The organism is Marinobacterium sp. xm-a-152 (genome assembly GCF_013282965.1).
GTDB lineage: Bacteria > Pseudomonadota > Gammaproteobacteria > Pseudomonadales > Balneatricaceae > Marinobacterium_E.
Genome location: NZ_WBYI01000009.1, coordinates 109,306 through 129,173 on the forward strand (window position 1 = coordinate 109,306; position 19,868 = coordinate 129,173).

General features: G+C 48.9%; 21 protein-coding genes. 17 read left to right on the plus strand and 4 right to left on the minus strand.

Features of this window, described 5'->3' with window-relative positions; translation table 11 throughout:
• Positions 1-7: 7 nt before the first annotated feature.
• Both XMA152_RS10065 and XMA152_RS10070 read left to right on the plus strand, forming a co-directional pair.
• Complete coding sequence (locus XMA152_RS10065; RefSeq protein ID WP_173481102.1) at positions 8-1,354, plus strand: DUF3422 family protein; 1,347 nt, start codon at positions 8-10, stop codon at positions 1,352-1,354.
• A gap of 1 nt (position 1,355) precedes the next feature.
• The gene (locus XMA152_RS10070; protein ID WP_173481101.1) at positions 1,356-1,673 is read left to right on the plus strand and encodes a BolA family transcriptional regulator; all 318 of its coding nucleotides are present in this window, start codon (positions 1,356-1,358) and stop codon (positions 1,671-1,673) included.
• Positions 1,674-2,197: 524 nt separating this feature from the next.
• On the opposite strand, the gene aroA is transcribed toward XMA152_RS10070, so the two are convergent.
• Positions 2,198-3,475 (minus strand): 3-phosphoshikimate 1-carboxyvinyltransferase, encoded by a 1,278-nt coding sequence (gene aroA / locus XMA152_RS10075; RefSeq protein ID WP_173483511.1) that lies wholly within the window; start codon positions 3,473-3,475, stop codon positions 2,198-2,200.
• Positions 3,476-3,645: 170 nt separating this feature from the next.
• On the opposite strand from aroA, the gene XMA152_RS10080 reads away from it, so the two are divergent.
• Positions 3,646-3,882, plus strand: a complete 237-nt coding sequence (locus XMA152_RS10080) for a YdcH family protein (RefSeq protein WP_173481099.1) — start codon at positions 3,646-3,648, stop codon at positions 3,880-3,882.
• Between the two features lie 180 nt (positions 3,883-4,062).
• Here XMA152_RS10080 and XMA152_RS10085 read toward each other — a convergent pair whose 3' ends face one another.
• Complete coding sequence (locus XMA152_RS10085; RefSeq protein ID WP_217362054.1) at positions 4,063-5,964, minus strand: 5'-nucleotidase C-terminal domain-containing protein; 1,902 nt, start codon at positions 5,962-5,964, stop codon at positions 4,063-4,065.
• Between the two features lie 161 nt (positions 5,965-6,125).
• Here XMA152_RS10085 and XMA152_RS12850 point away from each other — a divergent pair, with 161 nt between their 5' ends.
• From XMA152_RS12850 to XMA152_RS10100, 3 genes are read left to right on the plus strand one after another with little or no spacing between them, the layout of a single operon-like run.
• Positions 6,126-7,199, plus strand: a complete 1,074-nt coding sequence (locus tag XMA152_RS12850; protein ID WP_173481098.1) for a HupE/UreJ family protein — start codon at positions 6,126-6,128, stop codon at positions 7,197-7,199.
• A gap of 58 nt (positions 7,200-7,257) precedes the next feature.
• Positions 7,258-7,722, plus strand: coding sequence for a glycine zipper 2TM domain-containing protein (locus XMA152_RS10095; protein ID WP_173483512.1), 465 nt, complete (start codon positions 7,258-7,260; stop codon positions 7,720-7,722).
• Positions 7,722-8,120 (plus strand): VOC family protein, encoded by a 399-nt coding sequence (locus tag XMA152_RS10100; RefSeq protein WP_173481096.1) that lies wholly within the window; start codon positions 7,722-7,724, stop codon positions 8,118-8,120. Before XMA152_RS10095 ends, XMA152_RS10100 begins: the two co-directional genes overlap by 1 nt.
• 21 nt (positions 8,121-8,141) lie before the next feature.
• On the opposite strand, the gene XMA152_RS10105 is transcribed toward XMA152_RS10100, so the two are convergent.
• Complete coding sequence (locus XMA152_RS10105) at positions 8,142-8,720, minus strand: YecA family protein (protein WP_173481095.1); 579 nt, start codon at positions 8,718-8,720, stop codon at positions 8,142-8,144.
• A 99-nt stretch (positions 8,721-8,819) separates the two neighbouring features.
• Between XMA152_RS10105 and recQ the strand changes: the two genes are divergently transcribed.
• From recQ to XMA152_RS10160, 11 genes are all read left to right on the plus strand, one after another.
• Entirely contained in the window at positions 8,820-10,946 is a 2,127-nt protein-coding gene (gene recQ / locus XMA152_RS10110; protein ID WP_173483518.1) for a DNA helicase RecQ, read from the plus strand.
• A 6-nt stretch (positions 10,947-10,952) separates the two neighbouring features.
• Positions 10,953-11,372: a YqaA family protein gene (locus XMA152_RS10115; protein WP_173481094.1), complete on the plus strand. Its 420-nt coding sequence runs from the start codon at positions 10,953-10,955 to the stop codon at positions 11,370-11,372.
• Complete coding sequence (locus tag XMA152_RS10120) at positions 11,372-12,160, plus strand: hypothetical protein (protein WP_173481093.1); 789 nt, start codon at positions 11,372-11,374, stop codon at positions 12,158-12,160. Before XMA152_RS10115 ends, XMA152_RS10120 begins: the two co-directional genes overlap by 1 nt.
• A 79-nt stretch (positions 12,161-12,239) precedes the next feature.
• Positions 12,240-13,172 (plus strand): tRNA 2-thiocytidine(32) synthetase TtcA, encoded by a 933-nt coding sequence (ttcA, locus tag XMA152_RS10125; protein WP_173481092.1) that lies wholly within the window; start codon positions 12,240-12,242, stop codon positions 13,170-13,172.
• A 291-nt stretch (positions 13,173-13,463) separates the two neighbouring features.
• Positions 13,464-14,804 (plus strand): sulfite dehydrogenase, encoded by a 1,341-nt coding sequence (soxC, locus tag XMA152_RS10130; RefSeq protein ID WP_173481091.1) that lies wholly within the window; start codon positions 13,464-13,466, stop codon positions 14,802-14,804.
• Entirely contained in the window at positions 14,788-15,816 is a 1,029-nt protein-coding gene (locus XMA152_RS10135) for a c-type cytochrome (RefSeq protein ID WP_173481090.1), read from the plus strand. The genes soxC and XMA152_RS10135 overlap by 17 nt, the downstream gene beginning before the upstream one ends.
• Positions 15,817-15,898: 82 nt before the next feature.
• On the plus strand, positions 15,899-16,255 hold the full coding sequence (gene soxX / locus XMA152_RS10140; RefSeq protein WP_173481089.1) for a sulfur oxidation c-type cytochrome SoxX: 357 nt from the start codon (positions 15,899-15,901) through the stop codon (positions 16,253-16,255).
• A 31-nt stretch (positions 16,256-16,286) separates the two neighbouring features.
• Positions 16,287-16,739 carry a thiosulfate oxidation carrier protein SoxY gene (soxY, locus tag XMA152_RS10145; protein WP_254442920.1) on the plus strand — a complete coding sequence of 151 codons (453 nt, stop codon included), beginning with the start codon at positions 16,287-16,289 and terminating at the stop codon, positions 16,737-16,739.
• 27 nt (positions 16,740-16,766) lie between these two features.
• The gene (soxZ, locus tag XMA152_RS10150) at positions 16,767-17,078 is read left to right on the plus strand and encodes a thiosulfate oxidation carrier complex protein SoxZ (protein WP_173481087.1); all 312 of its coding nucleotides are present in this window, start codon (positions 16,767-16,769) and stop codon (positions 17,076-17,078) included.
• 24 nt (positions 17,079-17,102) lie between these two features.
• Positions 17,103-17,963, plus strand: a complete 861-nt coding sequence (gene soxA, locus XMA152_RS10155; protein WP_173481086.1) for a sulfur oxidation c-type cytochrome SoxA — start codon at positions 17,103-17,105, stop codon at positions 17,961-17,963.
• Positions 17,964-17,974: 11 nt separating this feature from the next.
• Positions 17,975-18,406, plus strand: coding sequence for a hypothetical protein (locus tag XMA152_RS10160; RefSeq protein WP_173481085.1), 432 nt, complete (start codon positions 17,975-17,977; stop codon positions 18,404-18,406).
• Between the two features lie 208 nt (positions 18,407-18,614).
• Here XMA152_RS10160 and XMA152_RS10165 read toward each other — a convergent pair whose 3' ends face one another.
• The gene (locus XMA152_RS10165) at positions 18,615-19,511 is read right to left on the minus strand and encodes a prenyltransferase (RefSeq protein ID WP_173483513.1); all 897 of its coding nucleotides are present in this window, start codon (positions 19,509-19,511) and stop codon (positions 18,615-18,617) included.
• Positions 19,512-19,868: the final 357 nt, after the last annotated feature.

A 19,868-nucleotide genomic window follows, 5' to 3' on the forward strand; every position in this document is an offset into this window, starting at 1 on the left:
GTCTCTGATGGTTGTCGCACAGCAGCAACACGGATTGGAATGGCATGAAGACCGTGATTGGCTCTATGACGAGCTGCACTCGCGCCCGTTCCAGCGCATTTCAGGGGATGCCAGTATTACCCACATTGCGGTGCTGGCAAACCAACAGGAGCGTGCCATTCAGAGTCAGCACATCCAGCGCTTGCTAGATACCCTCAACATCGAACACGACGGAGTGGATCAGGCGTGTAATATCTACACAGCGGGCGATCTGCGCATCCGTTGGGAGCAGCATCTCGAGTTTACGTCACTGACCATCACCGATTCACGTGAAGGGGTAGCGTCGACACAACCCTTTTTCACAACGGCGTTGGATCGACTGCCAGACGGCTGGTTAAGTAACTACCCAGGTAAAGCGGTAGCCGCTTTTCATATGCGCATTCAGAACATTCAGGGTGATGAACTACCAGAGCCCAAAGATGTTCGCTCTCAGCTCGATGATATGCAGATGATCGGCAGTCTGCCACAGAATGGTGCAGCACAAATCTGGACGACATTTAGAACGCACAGCGACAACTTTGGCCGTTTCCTAATCTTCAATAACAGCATGTCGAAAGGGCAGATGGGCCGAATGGTGCAGCGTGTAATTGAAGTTGAGACCTACCGTTTGTTAGCGCTGCTCGGTCTTCGCGAAGCGCGTAAGCTGTCACCGGTTGTTGCTGATATGGATAATCGAATGGCCGATCTGACGCGTCGCCTGTCAACGGGTGATAACTCAGATGACAGTCAGCTTTTGACAGAGCTCATCAACCTATCGGCCGATATTGAAGCTGAACGTGCGAGAACCACCTTCCGTTTCAATGCTAGCCGCTCATACCATGATGTTATGGCGGCACGATTGGATGAATTGCGTGAGGATGAGGTCTCTGGTCACCTGACCTTGAAAGAGTTTTTGATCCGTAGATTGACGCCTGCTGTGCGTGGCTGTGAGACCATGCACAATCGACTCGACGACCTATCGCGTCGTGTAAACCGCGCAGCCGATATGATGCGTACCCGAGTTGAGATGGCGATTGAGAACCAGAACCAAGAGCTACTGAGCTCCATGGATCGTCGATCCAAGATACAGCTAATGATGCAGCATACGGTAGAGGGTCTGTCGGTTGCTGCGATCAGCTACTACGCAGTTGGCCTAGTGAAGTACCTCATTGATGCGGTACACGGTGCCGGTGTCGAATTCGATAAGAGTCTTGCGACTGGTGTCTCTGTCCCACTGGTGATTGGTGCGGTATGGTTCATTACTCGTAAAATTCAAAACCGATTTAAGAAACTCGCTGAAGTGAAAACCGAATCAACAGCGAAAGGGGATCAGTAAGTTGTCAGTAGAAGATCAGATCCAAACCCGTCTCAATGAAGGTCTTAATCTTGTTCACATGGAGTTAGAGAACGAGAGCCACATGCACGGTGGTAACCGTTTGGATACTCACTTCAAACTCGTCGCTGTCAGCGATGACTTTGAAGGTAAACGCCTAATACAGCGTCACCAAACCATTTTTGGCCTGCTGTCAGATCTTATGCAAAACCCCATTCATGCACTCTCAATGCATCTATACACCCAAGCAGAGTGGGCCGAAAAGTCCGGTTTAGTGCCTGCCAGTCCTAAGTGTATGGGTGGTTCAAAGCAGGATAAGTAGTGTTTCGGTGACAGGCCTTCAGCCTGTCATCCGCAGGTAAGCTTTACCACCTTTCTGGAAAACGCTGGGAAAGTGGATGTCAGGCTAAAGCCAGACACCGGTGCTAATAGCTAAATTCACATTAAGACCTATCACGGCCTTTTCTAGACCGCTCCAACAATGTGCCTGACTCAAATCTCGTGCCAATCGTCCACGTCCGATCGAGAGTGAGTACGATGATTTTTCACGGTTAAGAGTTCAATCGGCTGAGGCCGGGATGGCCGAAGTCTGCAACGGAGGCAGGAGCCGACTTATTGCCATGGAAGGCATGTATTCCGTTAATGCAGGAGCAATTAACGGTTTGCAGTGTCCTATTGGACTTCAGTGAAAAATCATTGAACGGAGCGTGCCGCAGGCCGAGTGAGCGTGGTCAGTTTTTGCTTACTTTTTGCTGACCAAAAAGTAAGGCTGGCCGCCTTTAGGCGAGTAGAATGTTTTAAAGTAGAGGTGACAGGCTGAAAGCCAGTCACCACCTAAAGGGCAGGTTACTTCGTAACCTCAGCAAACAGATCAAAATACTCTGGGAAGGTTTTGCTGGTACAGCCCGGGTCATTGATGATGATCTCGCTGTTGCCGAACGAGGCGAGTGAGAAGCACATGGCCATGCGGTGATCATCGTAGGTATCGATCGCGGCGCTCTGGATTTCGGCTGGTGGTGTAATCTCGATGAAATCTTCGCCTTCCACCACTTCCGCACCCACTTTACGAAGCTCGGTTGCCATTGCGGCTAGGCGATCGGTCTCTTTGACGCGCCAGTTGTAGACGTTGCGAATGGCCGTAGGGCCTTTTGCGAACAGGGCGGTTGTGGCAATCGTCATTGCAGCATCGGGAATGGCGTTCAGATCCAGGTCTACACCGTTCAGTTCGCCTTTAGAGACCTCTACCCAAGTTGGGCCATAAGTGACCTTAGCACCCATCTTACCGAGCACTTCAGCGAAGGCTTTGTCGCCTTGTACCGATTCAGAACCGACGCCGTAGACGCGAATCGTACCGCCAGCAATAGCCGCTGCAGCTAGGAAGTAGGAGGCTGATGAAGCATCACCTTCAACCATCACTTCGCCGGGCGAGTGGTAAGTCTGTCCGGCTTTAACGACAAAGCTCTGGTAGTTGTTGTTCTCGACCTCAACACCAAACAGCTTCATCGAGTGCAGGGTGATATCGATGTAAGGCTTAGAGACCAGCTCACCATCAACAACGATCTCTAAATCCTGCTGTGCCATCGGTGCGGCCATCAGTAGGGCAGTCAAAAACTGGCTCGAGATGTTGCCTCGAATCGATACACGTCCGCCTTTCAATTGTTGAGCGTTAATCTTTAGCGGCGGGTAGCCTTCATCTTTTAAGTACTCGATATCAGCACCAATTTGACGAAGAGCATCAACCAAATCTTCGATAGGGCGCTCGTACATGCGAGGTTCACCGGTCAGTGTGAACTCACCTAAACCTAGGCAAAGTGCGGCGGTTAGTGGGCGCATTGCAGTACCGGCGTTGCCCAGGAACATCTCAGCACTTTGCTGCTTGAAAGGACCTGCCACACCGGTGACAACGCACGAGCGACGATCATCAGCTAGCTCATAAGAGACACCCAACGTTTTTAGTGCATTCAGCATATGGGTAACGTCTGCGCTGTCTAGCAGGTTGGTTACCTTGGTTTCACCTTCCGCCAGTGCAGCTAGAAGAAGAATTCGGTTTGATAGGCTTTTTGAGCCTGGCAGTTGAACGTCACCGTTTGCAAAATCGCGAGGTTGGAGTGAAAGAGTTTCCATAATCTTAAAAGTGTAGTTGATCGCCAAAAAAGGATCGAAAAAGGTACAGGTAAACGCCTGTTAAGTCCATTGTTCAGAGAGATTCGTTTTAATTGATTTCAATCAATGGACGATGGAGAAGAGTAGGGCATATTAGAACCATCAACACTGTATGGAATTAGGAGTAAAAAATGATCGGAGAACACCACGATCTAGTTCATGAACTTCCAGAGTACCGCGAACGTATTCATGAGCTTAAAACATCAAACAACCACTTCTCTCGTCTGTTTGATGAGTACCACGAAATTACTAAGCAGGCTGAGCTTGCTGCAGCTGAAGTTGAACCGACCACGACCAGTCGTGAAGAGGAACTTAAAAAGCGTCGTCTTGAACTGAAAGATGAGCTTTTCAAAATGCTTCAGGGTTAACCCTTTTCATTGTCCTTTCGTTGCTTGAACGTTACCCGTCTTTTTAGGCGGGTTTTTTTTGCTTCAATTTTTTGTTGGAGCGATCTTAAAAAGGTCGCGATATTCTGAACTGCTATTTGTCCAGGTTTCTCATAGCAATAAAAAACCCGCACTAGGCGGGTTTTTTAATGGGGTAGGCTGTTATGCCCAATCACCTGGGTAGTCAGCGAAACCTGGGTTGTCAGAGACACCCACCACTTTAGGGTTGTTCACCTTAGGTAGTTTGATCACCATGTTCTCATCGCGTTCTGCTTTTAGGTAGTCAGCAATGATATCCCAGAGTAGTCGACCCTCTGGTGTGCGGTTAACAGTTGCCCAACCAGAGACGCTGTAGTTCTTGTCATCAGCAATCACTTCACCGTTGTCTAGGCGTACTTCAGAGATACGCTGGCCAAGTGGTTTGGTTGGATCGATGGTGTAGTCAAGACCACCCACGCGAACCATGTCGCCACCTGATTGTAGGTATGGATCTGGATCGAATAGGTTGTCGGCAACGCCTTCAAGCATCTCTTTGATCGCTTTACCAGTCATCTCTTGAACGTAAGTTTCAGAGTAGGTTGTTGCACACTGGCTCATGACATCTTCCATTGTGATCCACTCACCCTCTAGAGTAGTGGTACCCCAACGAACGCCTGCTGATAGTGCGATGTCTGCCTTGTACTCCCAACGAAGTGCGTTACAGATAACTTGGTCCCAAGTGCCCATGAAGTTACCGCGACGGTAAAGAGTACGATCCGCTTTAGCCAGTTTCTCTTGAAGAATCTCTTCGAAGGTTTTGCCGACACGGATTGGGTTGTTCTGCCACTTCTTGTTACGCGCTTCGATGATGTTCTCATCGTAACGACCTTGGCGCATCTGGTTGATGTACGCTTCCATCTCACCGTCAGCTTCAAGCCAATCAGAGATAACAGGTAGCTGTTTGTAAGTCATGTTGGTGATCTGGCCATCTTCGATCGAGAAGTCCATACAGCCGACAAACTTACCGTTTGAACCTGCGTTGGTTACCCAACATTCGCCACCGTCAACGTTCTTAACTTTGATCGGTTGTGGAACACCATCGTGAGTGTGACCGCCGAATACAGCATTCAGGCCAGGAACACGTTCAGCCATCTTGATGTCGACGTCCATACCGTTGTGCGATACAAGAACAACCGCGTCTGGCTGCTCCTCTTCACGGATCTGCTGAACAAGCTCGATCATCTCTGGTTCACGAAGACCGAAAGACCAGTCTGGGAAGAACTCTTTAGGGTTGGCGTTTGAGGTACGTGGGAAGGCTTGGCCTACTACAGCGATACGCTTGCCGTTGATCTCTTTAATCACGTATGGCTGGAACGCATGACCCGTATCTTCGTCGTACAGACCACGGCCATCGAAACGCTCAACCATTTCGTAGTACTCATCACCAAACAGTGAGTCTTCTAGTACTTTAACGTTCTGACCGATGAAGTCACCTTTGAACAGAGCAACGTTCGAAAGAACTTCCTCTTCACGGTAGGTGAACTCCCAGTGACCAACCATAACGTCGATGCCAAGAATGTTAGATGCCTCAACCATGTCGACACCACGTGTCCACAGTGAAGTACCCGATCCCTGCCATAGGTCACCACCATCAAGGGTTAGTGTGTTTTGGCGTCCGCCCGCTTGATCGCGTAGACGATCTAGAAGTGTTTTAACGTGTGCGAAACCGCCCGTACGACCGTACTTCTTAGCTTCTTCTAGGAAGTTAAGGTAGGTGTATGCGTAAGCTTCAGGAGAGTTCTCTGAAAGACCCATCTCCTTAAGGAAATTTTTGCCGACAACGTGTGGTGGACGACCAAATGCATCACCGACACCAAGGTTGACGTTTGGCTCACGGAAGTAGACAGGCTTTAGCTGGCCGTGAACGTCTGTAATGTGAAGGATACGAACATCACCTTCCATTGGAACATCATAAAATCCGCTTGGAGCAGTGTTGCTTGCTAGCGCGCGAGAAGTGTAAATTGCTGGTAGGCTTCCTGCTGCAGCAGCGGCGGCCATAGCCTTCAATAGTTGACGACGATTCATAGTTATCTTAGTTTCCCACTCTTCTTAAAGGGCCCACAGGCTGAAATCCACCAAAAGCACGCATGCTTATTACTAGAGACATACCAGTGAGACTAATTCCAGGCATTTTCGTTATATGCACATTAGTTACATCCTTATTCTACCCAGTTAGGGCTGATGTTGTGAAGCCTGCATTGATAGAGATCTCTGCAAATACGACTGAAGTGGTAGAGATTGAGATCCGTGCCAGCCTCGAAGCACTTCTGACCGGTATCAATGGACAGTATCGAAACACTCAAGAGGCGCCTAACTCAGATCAATACGACCATTACCGTGCAATGGAGTCGGCAGAGCTTGAGGCGGAGTTTAAAAAGTTCATGCCGACGCTCCTAGAGGGTGTTGAGTTGAAGCTTGATGGAACGCCCGCTGAGTTGCAGCTAAAAGAGCTAGTCGTGCCACCCCCAGGCTATACCAAGGTGCCTCGCAATAGTGTGATTATCTTGAAAGGGCGAATCCCCCGGGAGACTCAAAGTCTAACCTGGTACTACCCCATGGCGTTTGGCGATCATGCGACTCGAGTCAGACAGGTAGATGAGGCCAATAACGAGTGGCACTGGTCGTCACACCAGTGGGTAAAAGAGGATAAGCCAACTGAACCGTTCATGCTGAATGAGGTGTTTGCCAAACCGAGTTTTGCGCAGGTGGTGAAAACTTACACCCTAGGTGGTTTTCAGCACATTCTTCCCAAAGGGTTGGATCACATCCTGTTCGTGCTGGGTATCTTCCTACTGAGTCGTCGTTTAAAGCCGATTGCCCTACAGATTACGATGTTTACCATTGCCCACTCGATTACCTTGGCAATGGGTACTTTGGAGATTATTTCGATCTCGCCTCGTATCGTAGAGCCTCTGGTTGCGTTATCGATCGCCTACGTTGCTATAGAGAATCTCTTCTCATCCAAAATTAATCGTTTCCGTCTTCCCGTCGTGTTCGGTTTCGGTCTGCTTCATGGTCTCGGCTTTGCCACCATGCTGTCGGAGTTTGGGATGCCGACGGATGATTTTGTAGCTGCGTTATTAGCCTTTAATGTTGGCGTTGAGTTGGGCCAGCTCGCCGTGGTGTTGATTGCCTATTTTGGTGTCGCTTACTGGTTTAGCTCAGAGAAACTCTACCACCGTATTGTTGTGGTTCCGGCTTCACTGGTGATCGGTATCATGGGAATGATCTGGTTTGTTGATCGACTCGCCATTTTTTAATGCAGAATTCGTGCTTTCTGTCTAAGCTTAATCTATCAATAACGATTGGGAGTCTGTTATGCGAATGAATAGAGTGTTGATTGGTGCAGTGGCCGCAGTTGCATTAACTGGTTGTATGCAGCAGAACCTGCAAGGAACAGCCTACACCGCTGCCGATGCACGCCAGGTTCAGACGGTTGAGTACGCGACTGTCGAGCAGGTGACACCGGTGATCATTAATGGTGATCCTAACAATCCTGTTGGTGTGGGTGCTGGTGCTATTGTCGGTGGTATTGCAGGCTCAACCATTGGTGGCGGTAAAGGATCATCTATTGCGACGGTCTTGGGTGCAGTAGCCGGCGGTATTGCTGGTTCTAAAATCCAAGAGAACAGCTCACAAACTCAAGGGCAAGAGATTCAGTTGTTAATGGATAAGGGTGGTCGCATCTCCATCGTCCAGGGTGTGCAGAACAATCTCTTCTTCAGACCGGGCGATAAGGTTCGTGTGTTGCGCTCTGGCAATACCGTTCGTGTCAGCTATTAATGAAGCAGCCTAAGCTCAACTCGATTCATCACGCGGCGATTATCTGCAGTGACTACCAACGATCCAAGCAGTTCTACACAGAACTTCTTGGATTGACGGTATTGGATGAGAATTATCGAGCTGAGCGTGACTCTTACAAGCTTGATCTAGCGCTACCGGATGGTGGCCAGGTTGAACTCTTCTCAATGCCCGGAGCTCCGCAACGTTTGAGTTACCCTGAAGCTCAGGGGTTGCGCCATTTGGCCTTCGCCGTAAGCGATATTGAGGTGTGGGTCGAATGGTTGGCTGACAATGGGGTAGGGCATGAGCCGGTAAGGGTTGACCCTTATACCGGCAAGCGTTTTCTCTTTTTTGCTGATCCGGATGACCTGCCGTTAGAGTTGTACGAGCAGGCCTAACTGAATCCTTTGAAGAGAGGTCTACTTCTCTGGTGCGTTAAACTGTAGGTAGAGATCGATCAGGATTTCTGGGATCTGTTCACACATCTCTTCGCTTAACGCGCGATCTTTACGAATATCTTTTACTTCACCTTCATCGAATAGATCGGATGCGACCATAATCGGTAGTAGAAGGCCGGCCACCGACTCTTCGTCATCACTGAACCAGGCCTCTTCATTGCTGAAAACGCCTTCCATAAAGGCTTCAGCCCAGAGTGTGATCTCAGGAATCTCATCCTCTTCGTCAGTTTCAAGGCTGAGATCACAAGGCAGGTAGATTTCCTGATCGCTGTAGAGATCGTTGGCGATGGTAGAGTTCAATTTTCTCAACAGGTTCTCTATTTCTGCCTGTTGCTCTGCGCTACTCCAGTTAGGCTTCTCGTCGAAGATAAGCGTCATCCACGTCGACTCGTCGACTTTTTCAGGTGCGATATTAAGAGCGCATAAAAGCCCGTGTGCACCGACTAGATCAAGAGCGGTCTCTGCCACCGCTTCAGAGTCTAAAAAGTTCTCTAGTTGATCCAGTTCGTCTTCGCTAATTAGAGCTACACTTTGATTCATTACTGTTTTCCATAGATTGAATCTTTTAATTGTACCCCGATCTCGATTAAGTGCCTATGTTTGAGTGACTTAATCCACGGCATATCCGATAATGAGCGCATGATTGAACAAGCCCGCCATCAACTGTTACACACCTTCGGTTTTAATGAGTTTCGTGATCCGCAGCAGTCCGTCGTAGAGACCCTGTTAGAGGGGCAGGACGCACTCGTGATTATGCCGACTGGCGGAGGTAAATCCCTCTGTTATCAGCTACCCGCTCTTGTCAGATCGGGTGTTGGGGTGGTGGTGTCGCCGCTGATCGCTTTGATGCAAGATCAAGTCAGTGCGCTGTCACAGTTAGGTATACGCGCAGGTTGTCTCAATTCGGCCATCGATTTTAACCAGTTACAGGCCACAGAGCAGGCGCTGTTAAATGGTGAGCTGGATCTGCTTTATGTCGCACCCGAGCGCCTTCTTCAACCAAGAACCCTGTCACTGTTGCAGCAATCACAACTTGCTCTGTTTGCGATTGATGAAGCGCACTGTGTCTCGCAATGGGGGCATGACTTTAGACCTGAGTATCTTCAATTAGGTTCTCTAGCGGAACGTTTCCCTAATGTGCCTCGGGTGGCGCTGACCGCCACGGCGGATGCTCGAACTCAGCAGGAGATCATTGATAAACTGCAACTTCAGACCGGTCGTGTCTTTATTAAGGGGTTCGATCGTCCCAATATTCGCTATCGCATCATGCAGAAGGATCGTGCAAGGGAGCAGCTTCTCAACTTTATTCGCACCGAGCATGCCCAGGATGCCGGTGTGGTCTACTGCATGTCCCGCAAGCGTGTGGAAGATACTGCCGCTTGGCTATCTGAAAAGGGTTTTAATGCACTGCCTTACCATGCCGGATTGAATGCACAACTGCGTGAGCATCATCAGCACCGATTCCTGACGGAGGAGGGGGTGATTATGGTCGCGACGATCGCTTTTGGTATGGGGATCGATAAGCCCAATGTTCGTTTCGTGGCTCATCTGGATCTACCGAAATCGGTAGAGGCCTACTATCAAGAGACCGGTCGTGCCGGTCGAGACGGTGAGCCGGCCAACGCTTGGATGGTTTATGGCCTTCAGGATGTGATCTTTCAAAGGCAGATGTTGGAATCAGGGCAGGCGCCTGATGAGCAGAAGCGTATAGAGCGACAAAAGCTTGAGGCGATGTTGGGGCTGTGTGAGATCACCAGTTGTCGACGTCAGGTGTTGCTCTCCTATTTTGGTGAGACAGAGCACCAGCCCTGTGGTAACTGTGACAACTGCCTAGAACCCCCCGAGGTATGGGATGGTACAGAGGCGGCTCGGAAAGCGCTGTCGGCTATTTATCGTTCCGGTCAGCAGTTTGGCGTTAATGCGATTATCGAAATTTTACATGCGGAACATTCGGATCGTTCGCGTGATCGCGGTCTCGATAAGCTCTCGGTTTGGGGTATTGGTAAAGAGATCGATAAAAACACCTGGCGATCAGTGTTTCGACAGCTGGTGGCTCAAGGGTTGGTACAAGTATCTGCAGAGCATGGTTCGCTCTCCTTAGCTGAGAAATGCCGTCCGTTGCTGAAAGGCGAGACGGAGATCCAGTTACGCAAAGATAAACGCAAGTTGCGCACATCGATGGCCAGTGGGCGCTCTCGTAAACCAGAGATGCAGCTGGATGATCAGGACTTTAAACTCTGGGAAGGTCTCCGAGCCTGTCGTAAACAGCTCTCTGACGAACAAAATGTGCCACCTTATGTCATCTTCCATGATGCTACCTTGATGGAGATGGTGGAGCGCAAACCAACCTCGCTGATTCAGATGCGTCGTATATCTGGGATTGGTGATCGTAAACTGGAACTCTACGGCGATGCCTTCCTAGAGGTTATTAACGAGTCGCTCTCCAATGAACGCGAGAAAGAGGTGGATTACCAGAAGGAGGAGGTGCTACAGCTCTATCGTGCTGGCATGACCACCGATCAAGTGGCTAGGCAGGTTCATCTATCCGAACAGCAGGTGTTCAATATTCTGGCGCACTGGATCGCTTTGGGTGATCTCGCGTTAACGGACGTGGTTGAACTGCCTCTATCAGAGATCAGTCAAATTGAGCAGCAGATTTTGGAAAGCTCAAGTATACATGGCGCGTCACTCAAACCCGTTTTTGAGCACTTCTCTAACGTCTACAGTTTGGGCGTATTACGCTGCGTTCAGGCAGCAATGGAGTAGGGTTGAATGGCTTGGGAGTTACTGCTCGCTGCATTTATCTCTTCAACGCTTTTGCCCGGTGGTTCCGAGCTATTGCTGGCATGGTACGTTGCTGAAAACCCTGCGAACTTCTACCCACTTCTCTTGACTGCGATTGTCGGTAATTTGGCCGGATCGATGCTCTCCTTCTTTATGGGGTGGTTAATCGCTCTGAAATACCCTCTGACACTGTTGGACAAGCCACAGCATCAAAGAGCGAAACGCTGGATAGGGAAATACGGTGCTGTGATACTGCTGCTGGCTTGGTTACCTGTAGTGGGAGATCCGCTCTGTCTAATGGCTGGTTGGTTGCGCCTAAATCCGCTAAGCAGTTTTCTGTTTATACTGATCGGAAAGTCGATACGCTACTTTGTCATCGCATGGCTGGCGCTTGAGGTCGCTGTCTGATGTGGAGTTGGCGGACAATCTCCTATATTGCGCTGATGTTGCTGGCGCTCGTGTTGTGGCTCAATCGCTTGCAGAGTGAGTCGATAACGCCCGATTGGCAAGAGCCGGTCTCACTGCGAATCTATCCTGTGAATGCGGATCAAACGATCGCAACAGCAGAGTACCTTGCAACGCTATCTGATGACGATTTTAACGACATCGAGCAGTTCTTCTCTGATGAGTCTAGGCGCTACGGTCTTCCCCTTGAAAAGCCTCTGTCGGTCGAGCTCTATCCTGTGGTCACGTCACTTCCGCCTGAAGCGCCAGAATCTGCGAGTATTTTGGACTCTCTATGGTGGGGTTTGCGAATGCGCTTGTGGGTGGCTGGGAATGATCAGTTTGATGCGGATGACAATACTATTCGTGTCTTCATGAACTACTATTCACCAACGCTTAATAGCACCATGAAACACTCCTTGGGTTTGCAAAAGGGTAGGATCGGGCTGGTAAATGGTTTCGCGTCAGATCGTTTTCAGGGCTTGAATCACTTTGTAGCGGTCCATGAGGCGCTGCATACTTTGGGGGCTTTGGATCGTTATGATCCCGAAACCGCTGAGCCGGTTTGGCCGGATGGATTTGCCGACCCTGTTCAAGTGCCGCTCTATCCTCAATCTCGAGCTGAGGTGATGGGGGGTAGGATTCCGCTTGTGCCCGGAGTGGCTGTATTACCCTCCGATTTGAGTTTTGCTCACATAGGGCCCGCGACTGCCAGTGAAATAGGTTGGCTCGATGCGTTAGGCGATCAGTAAGGGCTGTCGCTTTGTTGCCTTTTCGTTATACTTGCGCCGCCATTTAACTAGGCAAAACATTATTTAGATCGGATAGACCATGAAAGACGACACCCAGCAAGATGAGCTCAATCGCAAGCAGAAGCTTCGCTTCAATAAGCTGCATAAGCGACTCAGACGTGAAATGGGACAGGCGATAGAGGCCTTCAACATGATCGAGCAGGGCGATAAGGTGATGGTCTGTCTGTCCGGTGGTAAAGACTCCTACACGCTTCTCGATATTCTGATCAACCTACAGAAAAGTGCGCCGATCCACTTTGATCTGGTTGCCGTCAACATGGATCAGAAACAGCCGGGATACCCTGAACACATTCTTCCAGCCTACCTCGACTCTTTAGATATTGAGTACCACATCATCGAGAAAGATACCTACTCGGTGGTTAAGTCGGTTATTCCTGAGGGCAAGACCACCTGTGGTCTCTGCTCGCGTCTGCGCCGCGGCACGCTGTATGGCTTTGCAGATGAGATCGGTGCCAACAAGATAGCGCTAGGACATCACCGTGATGACATTATTGAGACGCTGTTCTTAAACATGTTCCATGGCGGTAAGCTGAAGGGGATGCCGCCCAAGCTGGTCTCAGATGATGGAAAAAATATGGTGATACGCCCGCTGAGCTACTCGCGTGAAAAGGATATTGCCGAGTACGCTGAGATAAAGGGCTTCCCGATCATTCCTTGCAACTTGTGTGGCTCGCAAGAGAATCTGCAGCGTGCATCCATTAAAGAGATGTTGAATCAGTGGGATAAGCAGTTTCCGGGTCGTATTGAGTCTATGTTCAGGGCGATGTGCAATGTCGTTCCGTCGCATCTGGCCGATGAGCAGCTGTTTGATTTTAAATCCCTCAAAACCGGATATGCTCACGGTATTGAGGATGAGTCAACCATTCTAAAATTGACTACATCACACGCCGATACAGTTGACAAACAGTCGGCCGTTCAAGTGGTCGAAAAGATAGAAATCACCTCCCTGTAAAAGGCTGCAAATCTTCTAAAATCCCGATTTTTATTATGTTGCACCGCACTAGTCCTTTAGGCTAATGCCGATAGCTTATTGATGGTCATAAGTTTCCTGTGTGGTAGGTTAATCCTTGTAGTTCCGTGGGTTTGGCTGTCATTTTATTGTCACTAAACCGACTTATATCGATTCGTTATAGCTAAAAGCTTTATATAGCTATAATTAATTTGCATATATGGTGATTGGGAACGTAGAATTCGTTCCGCTAGAACTAATTTTGATAATTCACAAACAGCCGGGAGGCAATTGATGGCCAAAATCATCAAAGGGCCGACGACACGTGAGCTAATGTCCCAGCTTGCGAGCGAGTCAGAAGGACTCTCTACTAACGATCGTCGTGATTTTCTCCGCAAGGGTATCGCTGCTGTAGGCGGTGTTGCTGCTGCTAGTGTCGCAGGCACTGCAACGGCATCTGATGCTCTACTTAACTCAAACAACTTGCCACCAAATGAGCCAACTTGGGGTAAGCAGCTAGGTCACGGTGTTATTGAATACCCGTACGGCAACCCTTCGAAATTCGAAAGTGATGTTGTTCGTCGTACCGTACCTTGGTTGACAGCTGAGTCTATCTCTTCAATCTCAATGACACCTCTTCACGAGCTGAAAGGTATCATTACGCCAAACGGACTTGTGTTCGAGCGCTACCACGGTGGTGTTCCAACAATTAATCCTGAAGAGCACCGTCTAATCATCCACGGCCTTGTTGAGCGCCCACTGATCTTCACTATGGAAGATCTAATGCGCTTCCCATCTGAGTCGCACATCAAGTTCCTTGAGTGTCCAGCGAACGGTGGTATGGAGTGGCGTGGTGCGCAGATGGAAGCGCTTCAGTTTACACACGGCATGCTAAGCTGCTGTGAGTGGACAGGTGTTCCTCTACGCGTTCTTCTTGAAGAAGCGGGCGTTAAACCAGAAGGTAAGTGGGTACTTGCTGAAGGTGCTGACGGTGCGCACATGTCTCGTTCTATCCCAATCGAGAAGTGTCTTGATGATGCTCTGATTGTTTACGCACAGAACGGTGAGATGCTTCGTCCAGAACAGGGTTACCCAGTTCGTCTTCTTAACCCAGGTTGGGAAGGTAATACCTCTATTAAATGGCTTCGTCGTCTTGAAGTCGGTGATAAGCCTTGGCACCACCGTGAAGAGACGTCTAAGTACACAGACCTCATGGCTGATGGCCGTGCGCGTCGCTTTACATTCGTTCAGGAAACTAACTCGGTTATCACTAGCCCATGTCCTGAAAAACCAATCCTTAGCCCAGGCATGATCGAGATCGAAGGTCTTGCATGGTCTGGTCGTGGTAAGATCAAACAGGTAGATATCTCGTTCGACGGCGGTGTCTCTTGGACGCCAGCTAACCTGAAAGGTCTAGTTCTTGAAAAAGCTCTGACTCGCTTCAGTCTTGTGACTAAGTGGGATGGTCAGCCATGGTTGCTACAAGCGCGTGCGATCGATGAGACAGGTTACGTACAGCCAACACTTAAGCAGCTTCGTGAAGTTCGTGGTGTTGAGTCTATCTACCACAAGAACGCTATCCATACTTGGAAAGTTGCTAACACTGGGGAGGTTTCGAATGTTCAACTCTCTTAAGCCAACCCTAGTTGCTGCTGCAGTTGCCGGCTCACTAGTTGCTGGTTCTGTAAACGCGGGTGAATCATTCGGCTTCGGTCGTACCGCGACTGCTGAAGAGATCGCTGGTTGGGACATCGATGTACGTCCTGACGGTATGGGTCTTCCAGTAGGTGAAGGTTCGGTAGAAGACGGTGAAGGTCTTTACGAAGCTAAATGTGCTGTGTGTCACGGTCTATTTGGTGAAGGTGAAGGCCGTTGGCCAGTGCTTGTAGGTGGTCAGGGTACTCTTGCTCAGGACCGTCCTACTAAAACTGTAGGCTCTTACTGGCCTTTCGCTTCGACTCTTTACGATTACATCTACCGTGCGATGCCATTTACGGCTCCACGTTCATTGACTCCGAATGAGACATACGCAATCTCTGCGTACATTCTGTACATGAACGAGATCGTAGAAGATGACTTCGTACTAACAAATGAAAACCTTGCTGACATCAAGATGCCAAACGAAGAGAATTTCTTCGTAGATCCGCGTCCTGATGTTAAGAACACGCGTTGTATGTCTGACTGTAAAGATCCTAATGCGATCATGATCACCGGTACTATCGGTGGTGTAACCCCAGTCGGTCACTTCGTTGAAGGTGCTGACGGTCCTGCCGCTTCTCACGAAGAGCAACACGCTCTTGAGCAAGCGAAAGAGAAAGAGCGTCTAAAAGCACTGGGTGTTGAAGTTGAAGAGGAGTCTCACTCTGCTAAGCCTGCTGAGCTATCAGCTGCTGCTAAAGAGGGTAAGGCGACTTACGAAGGTGCTTGTGCCGCATGTCACGGTATGGGTATCGCAGGCGCACCTAAGCTAGGTGATCAGGCTGCATGGGAAGCACGTATCGCACAAGGTATGGATGTCCTAGTAGACCACGCGATCAATGGCTACCAGGGTGATAACGGCATTATGCCAGCGAAAGGTGGTCGTATGGACCTATCTGACGAAGCTGTCGCTAATGCGGTTGCCTACATGGCAGAATCTAGTCAATAATTGACGGATGGCGGGGCGGTTAACGCCGCCCTGTTTTTTATAATAACAAGCACGAAAGTGCACGATCACTGAAGGAGTGACCATGCGAAAGTTGATCTCAGCCCTAGCAGTTGCAGGTGTAGCATTCACCGGTTCTGCAGTCGCGGGTTCACATAGCGAAGCGATGATCAAAGAAGGCCAAGCAATCTACCACGGTAAGTCACGTGGTAACTGTGTTGCTTGTCACAACATTCAAGATCCTATTACCAACCAAGCTGGTAACCAGGGTCCTATGATTATTGCTATGAAAGCACGCTACCCAAATAAAGCTGAGCTTCGTGCTCAAATTTGGGATGCTACTGCGAAGAATCCTCTGTCTATCATGCCACCAATGGGTAAGCATAATATTTTGACAGAAGATGAAATCGACGCAGTCGTAGAATACATTTATCAGTACTAATTAGACTCGATTTAGGTGGAGTAAAATGAGCATGAATCGTCGTACAGTTGTAAAAGCGATCGCTGCAAGCGGTGCGCTAATCGGTCTAGGTGCAATGATGCCACGCGTGGCAGTTGCTGCATGGAATAAAGATGCATTTAACGCAAAATCACAAGCTGATGCGCTAAACGCACTATACGGAAGCGCTGCAGAAGCAAGTGCTGACGTAATGTTGAAAGCTCCAGATATCGCTGAGAACGGTGCAGTTGTACCTGTATCAGTTGAATCTAAGCTGGCTAACGTTGAATCAATGGCTATCTTTGTAGAGCAGAACCCAACGCCTCTAGCGGCTGAGTTCGGTATCCCTGCTGGTACTGCTGCAGACGTGTCTACTCGTGTACGCATGGGTAAAACAACTAACGTAACTGCAGTTGTTAAGGCTGGTGGCAAGACTTACAGCGCTACCAAAGAAGTTAAAGTCACTATCGGTGGCTGTGGCGGTTAATAAGCGGTTTAGATTAGGAGAAGTATAATGGCTAAGATTTTTCGAGTTAAAGCTAGCGCACGTGGCGGTAAAACTACCGTTAAAATGATGGCTAAACACAACATGGATACAGGTCTTCAGAAGGGTAAAGATGGCAATCTTATCCCAGCTAAATTCCTGGATACTGTGTCTGTTTCTCACGGCGGCAAAGTCGTGTTTGAAGCGAACCTAAACACAGCTATCTCTAAAAACCCATACCTAGCATTCACTTTCGAAGGTGGCGCTAAGGGTGAAGAACTATCTGTTGCTTGGTCTGAAAACACAGGCGCAACTGGCACCGAATCTGCAAAGATCAAGTAATTGATCTCTGCTTACGGAGGACGCATGAATATAATAAAAAGCACACTACTTGGTTTGAGTGTTGCAGCTGCTAGCCAAATGGCAATGGCAGCAACTACGGGAGCTACTGTCGCAACTGTCGATCCAGAAGCTGACCGCATTGCACTGCAAGAATATATGAAAAACCGTTTCCCAGATACTCCAATGAGTGAGTACGTAAACGGTATCTATGCTGTTGACGCTGCGTCTCGTGCGCAGTGGGAAGAGATTGAAGAGTTCCCTCCTTACGAGCTAGACCTCGAAAAGGGTGAAGAGCTATTCAATACGCCTTTCGCAAACGGTAAAGGTTACGCTGACTGTTTCGAGAACGGTGGTATTGGCATTCGTCAAAACTTCCCATACTGGAACGACGAGCGTAAAACAGTTGTAACTCTAGAGATGGCGATCAACGAGTGTCGTATGACAAACGGTGAGAAACCACTAGGCTGGAAGAAGGGCGCTATTGCAGAGATCTCTGCATACATGGCCTACACTTCACGCGGTAACGAGTTTGCAATTGAGATTCCAAACGATGAGGCGAAAGCGGCTTACCTAGATGGTAAAAAGTTCTTCTATTCTAAGCGTGGTCAGTTGAACCTATCATGTGCTGACTGTCATTTGACTGGTACTAACCGTTTGGTTCGTGCCGACCTTCCAAGCCCAGCGCTAGGTCACACTACACACTTCCCTGTAGTACGTTCTAAATGGGGTAACATCGGTACACTACACCGTCGTTACGAAGGCTGTCACCGTGACTCTCGTTCAGAGTACTTGAAGCCACAAAGCGAAACTTTCCGTAACCTTGAGTACTTCCAGACTTACATGTCTAACGGTCTCATCGTTAACGGTCCTGGCGCACGTAAGTAAGGGGCAAACAGATGAAAAAGATCATTTCGATCGCAGCTGTTGCTGCACTTACACTGAGCTCTATGGCTTCTGCTCAAAGCTTCAGTGAAGCATTTGATGCAGCTCGTGCCCTTCAAGGTGCTAACGGCACGTTTGAATGGAACGGCAAGAAGTACAGCACACAGACAATCGAAGAAGCTTTGGCATCGAAACCAGCTAACGCTGAAAATGCTCAAGCACTATTCGATGCTGCTAAGGCTAAGTACAAAGAGTCACAAGAAGCAGGCTTTGCTTGGCGTGATACTAAAAAGTACTTGAAAGAGTCTAAAGAGGCGATTGCTGCTGGTGAATTCCAGAAAGCAATGGATCTTGCTGCTCGTGCTCACTACCAAGCACGTAAGGGTGTAGAGCAGCGTGACTACGCTGAAAAACATTGGATTGATGCAGTTCCTCCGTTGAACTAATCATATTCCTTACAAAAACCCGGTTATTGTGCCGGGTTTTTTTGTGCCAAAATTTTATATGACATTTTGTGATTAGGTTATTGTTTTTGGTAATAATGGTGCTATGATACTTACATCTTTCCAGAGCGTGATTTATCACTCTCTTCTTGTGGATGATTTAACCGTTTTCGCAGTGATCTTTGGGGCCTTTGGCCCCATTTTTTTTGCCTTAATTCCACATTATAAGAATCGATAAGATCGTGGGTGTAGCCAGTGTGAGCGCAACATTAGGGCCCATCAATTGATTGAATTTCGTCTGATTAGCGGCATTGTTTAAAACCAAAATAGAGAGCCTGATCGCGGCGGTTGAAACAACCACACCAACTAGTAGCCCAAATAGATCTGTTCCCATTGTCTGAATAAGCAGTACCATCCCAGCGATCATAACCGAGTTAAATAGGGTGTATACCTTGGCGCCGGTATGGCGTCCATAAGCGATGAGCAGGTGGTATCGGCCTGAGGCTCTGTCTGCATCGATATCCGGGTATTGATTCAATAGCAGTAAATTGTTCACTAGACAGAATGGAATGATGGACGCCAGCACAGCCTGCTCTGCCAGACCGCCGGTCAGGCTAATGTGGGTACCCAAAACCATGATCGGCCCAAAGCCAATTCCCGCAGAGATTAGGCAAGCGATTGGGTGTCTGTTCAGTACCGGGGTGTAGGTTAAAACAATAAAGAGACCCAAAATCCCCAAAGGCATTAACAGAGCAAGGTTCTGTTGCATTAAATAGAGCCCAGACAGCGTGCACAGTGAAAGCAGTGTTAATGCGACACTTTTAACCTCTTTAGCAGACTCAGGTCGGCGGGGAAGCGCACCACTGCCGCCACTGAAGGGGGTTCGATCAGTGGTTAAGTCTAAGCCTGAGCAGTAGTCATGGTACTCATTGAGCATGTTGACGCTTATGTGAGCCAATAGTGCAGTGATAAGAATTAACGTTGCTAATCCAAGATTAATGGATGTGACCTGGCTCGCCGTTGCGATGCCTAGAAAGACACAGACTAGGGTAAGGATTAAGAAATTGGGTCGTGCAGTCGCAATCAGAGTGGCAATTCGACGGTTCACAGCTGGGAGCCTCTATAAGGTTGGTGTCCCTATTGTAGAATCTAGGCGAAGCCGAAGCGAATGTGATTGGATGGATGAGTATCGCGGCCTTTGCAAGACCGCTCCAACAGGATGCTTTTGTTGGAGCCTTATCGAAGATGAGGCGATTTTTTTCAGAGAATCGCGGCCTTTGCAAGACTGCTCCAACAGGATGCTTTTGTTGGAGCCTTATCGAAGATGAGGCGATTGGGGTCTAATGGGATGGTCCGTCCCGCTTCTTAAACGGCATCACAATGTGCCAGGATATTAGTTACCACACTTTTATCCAAAGGAGACGGACCATGACGCAGACTATAACAAACGCAGAAGTACATACCC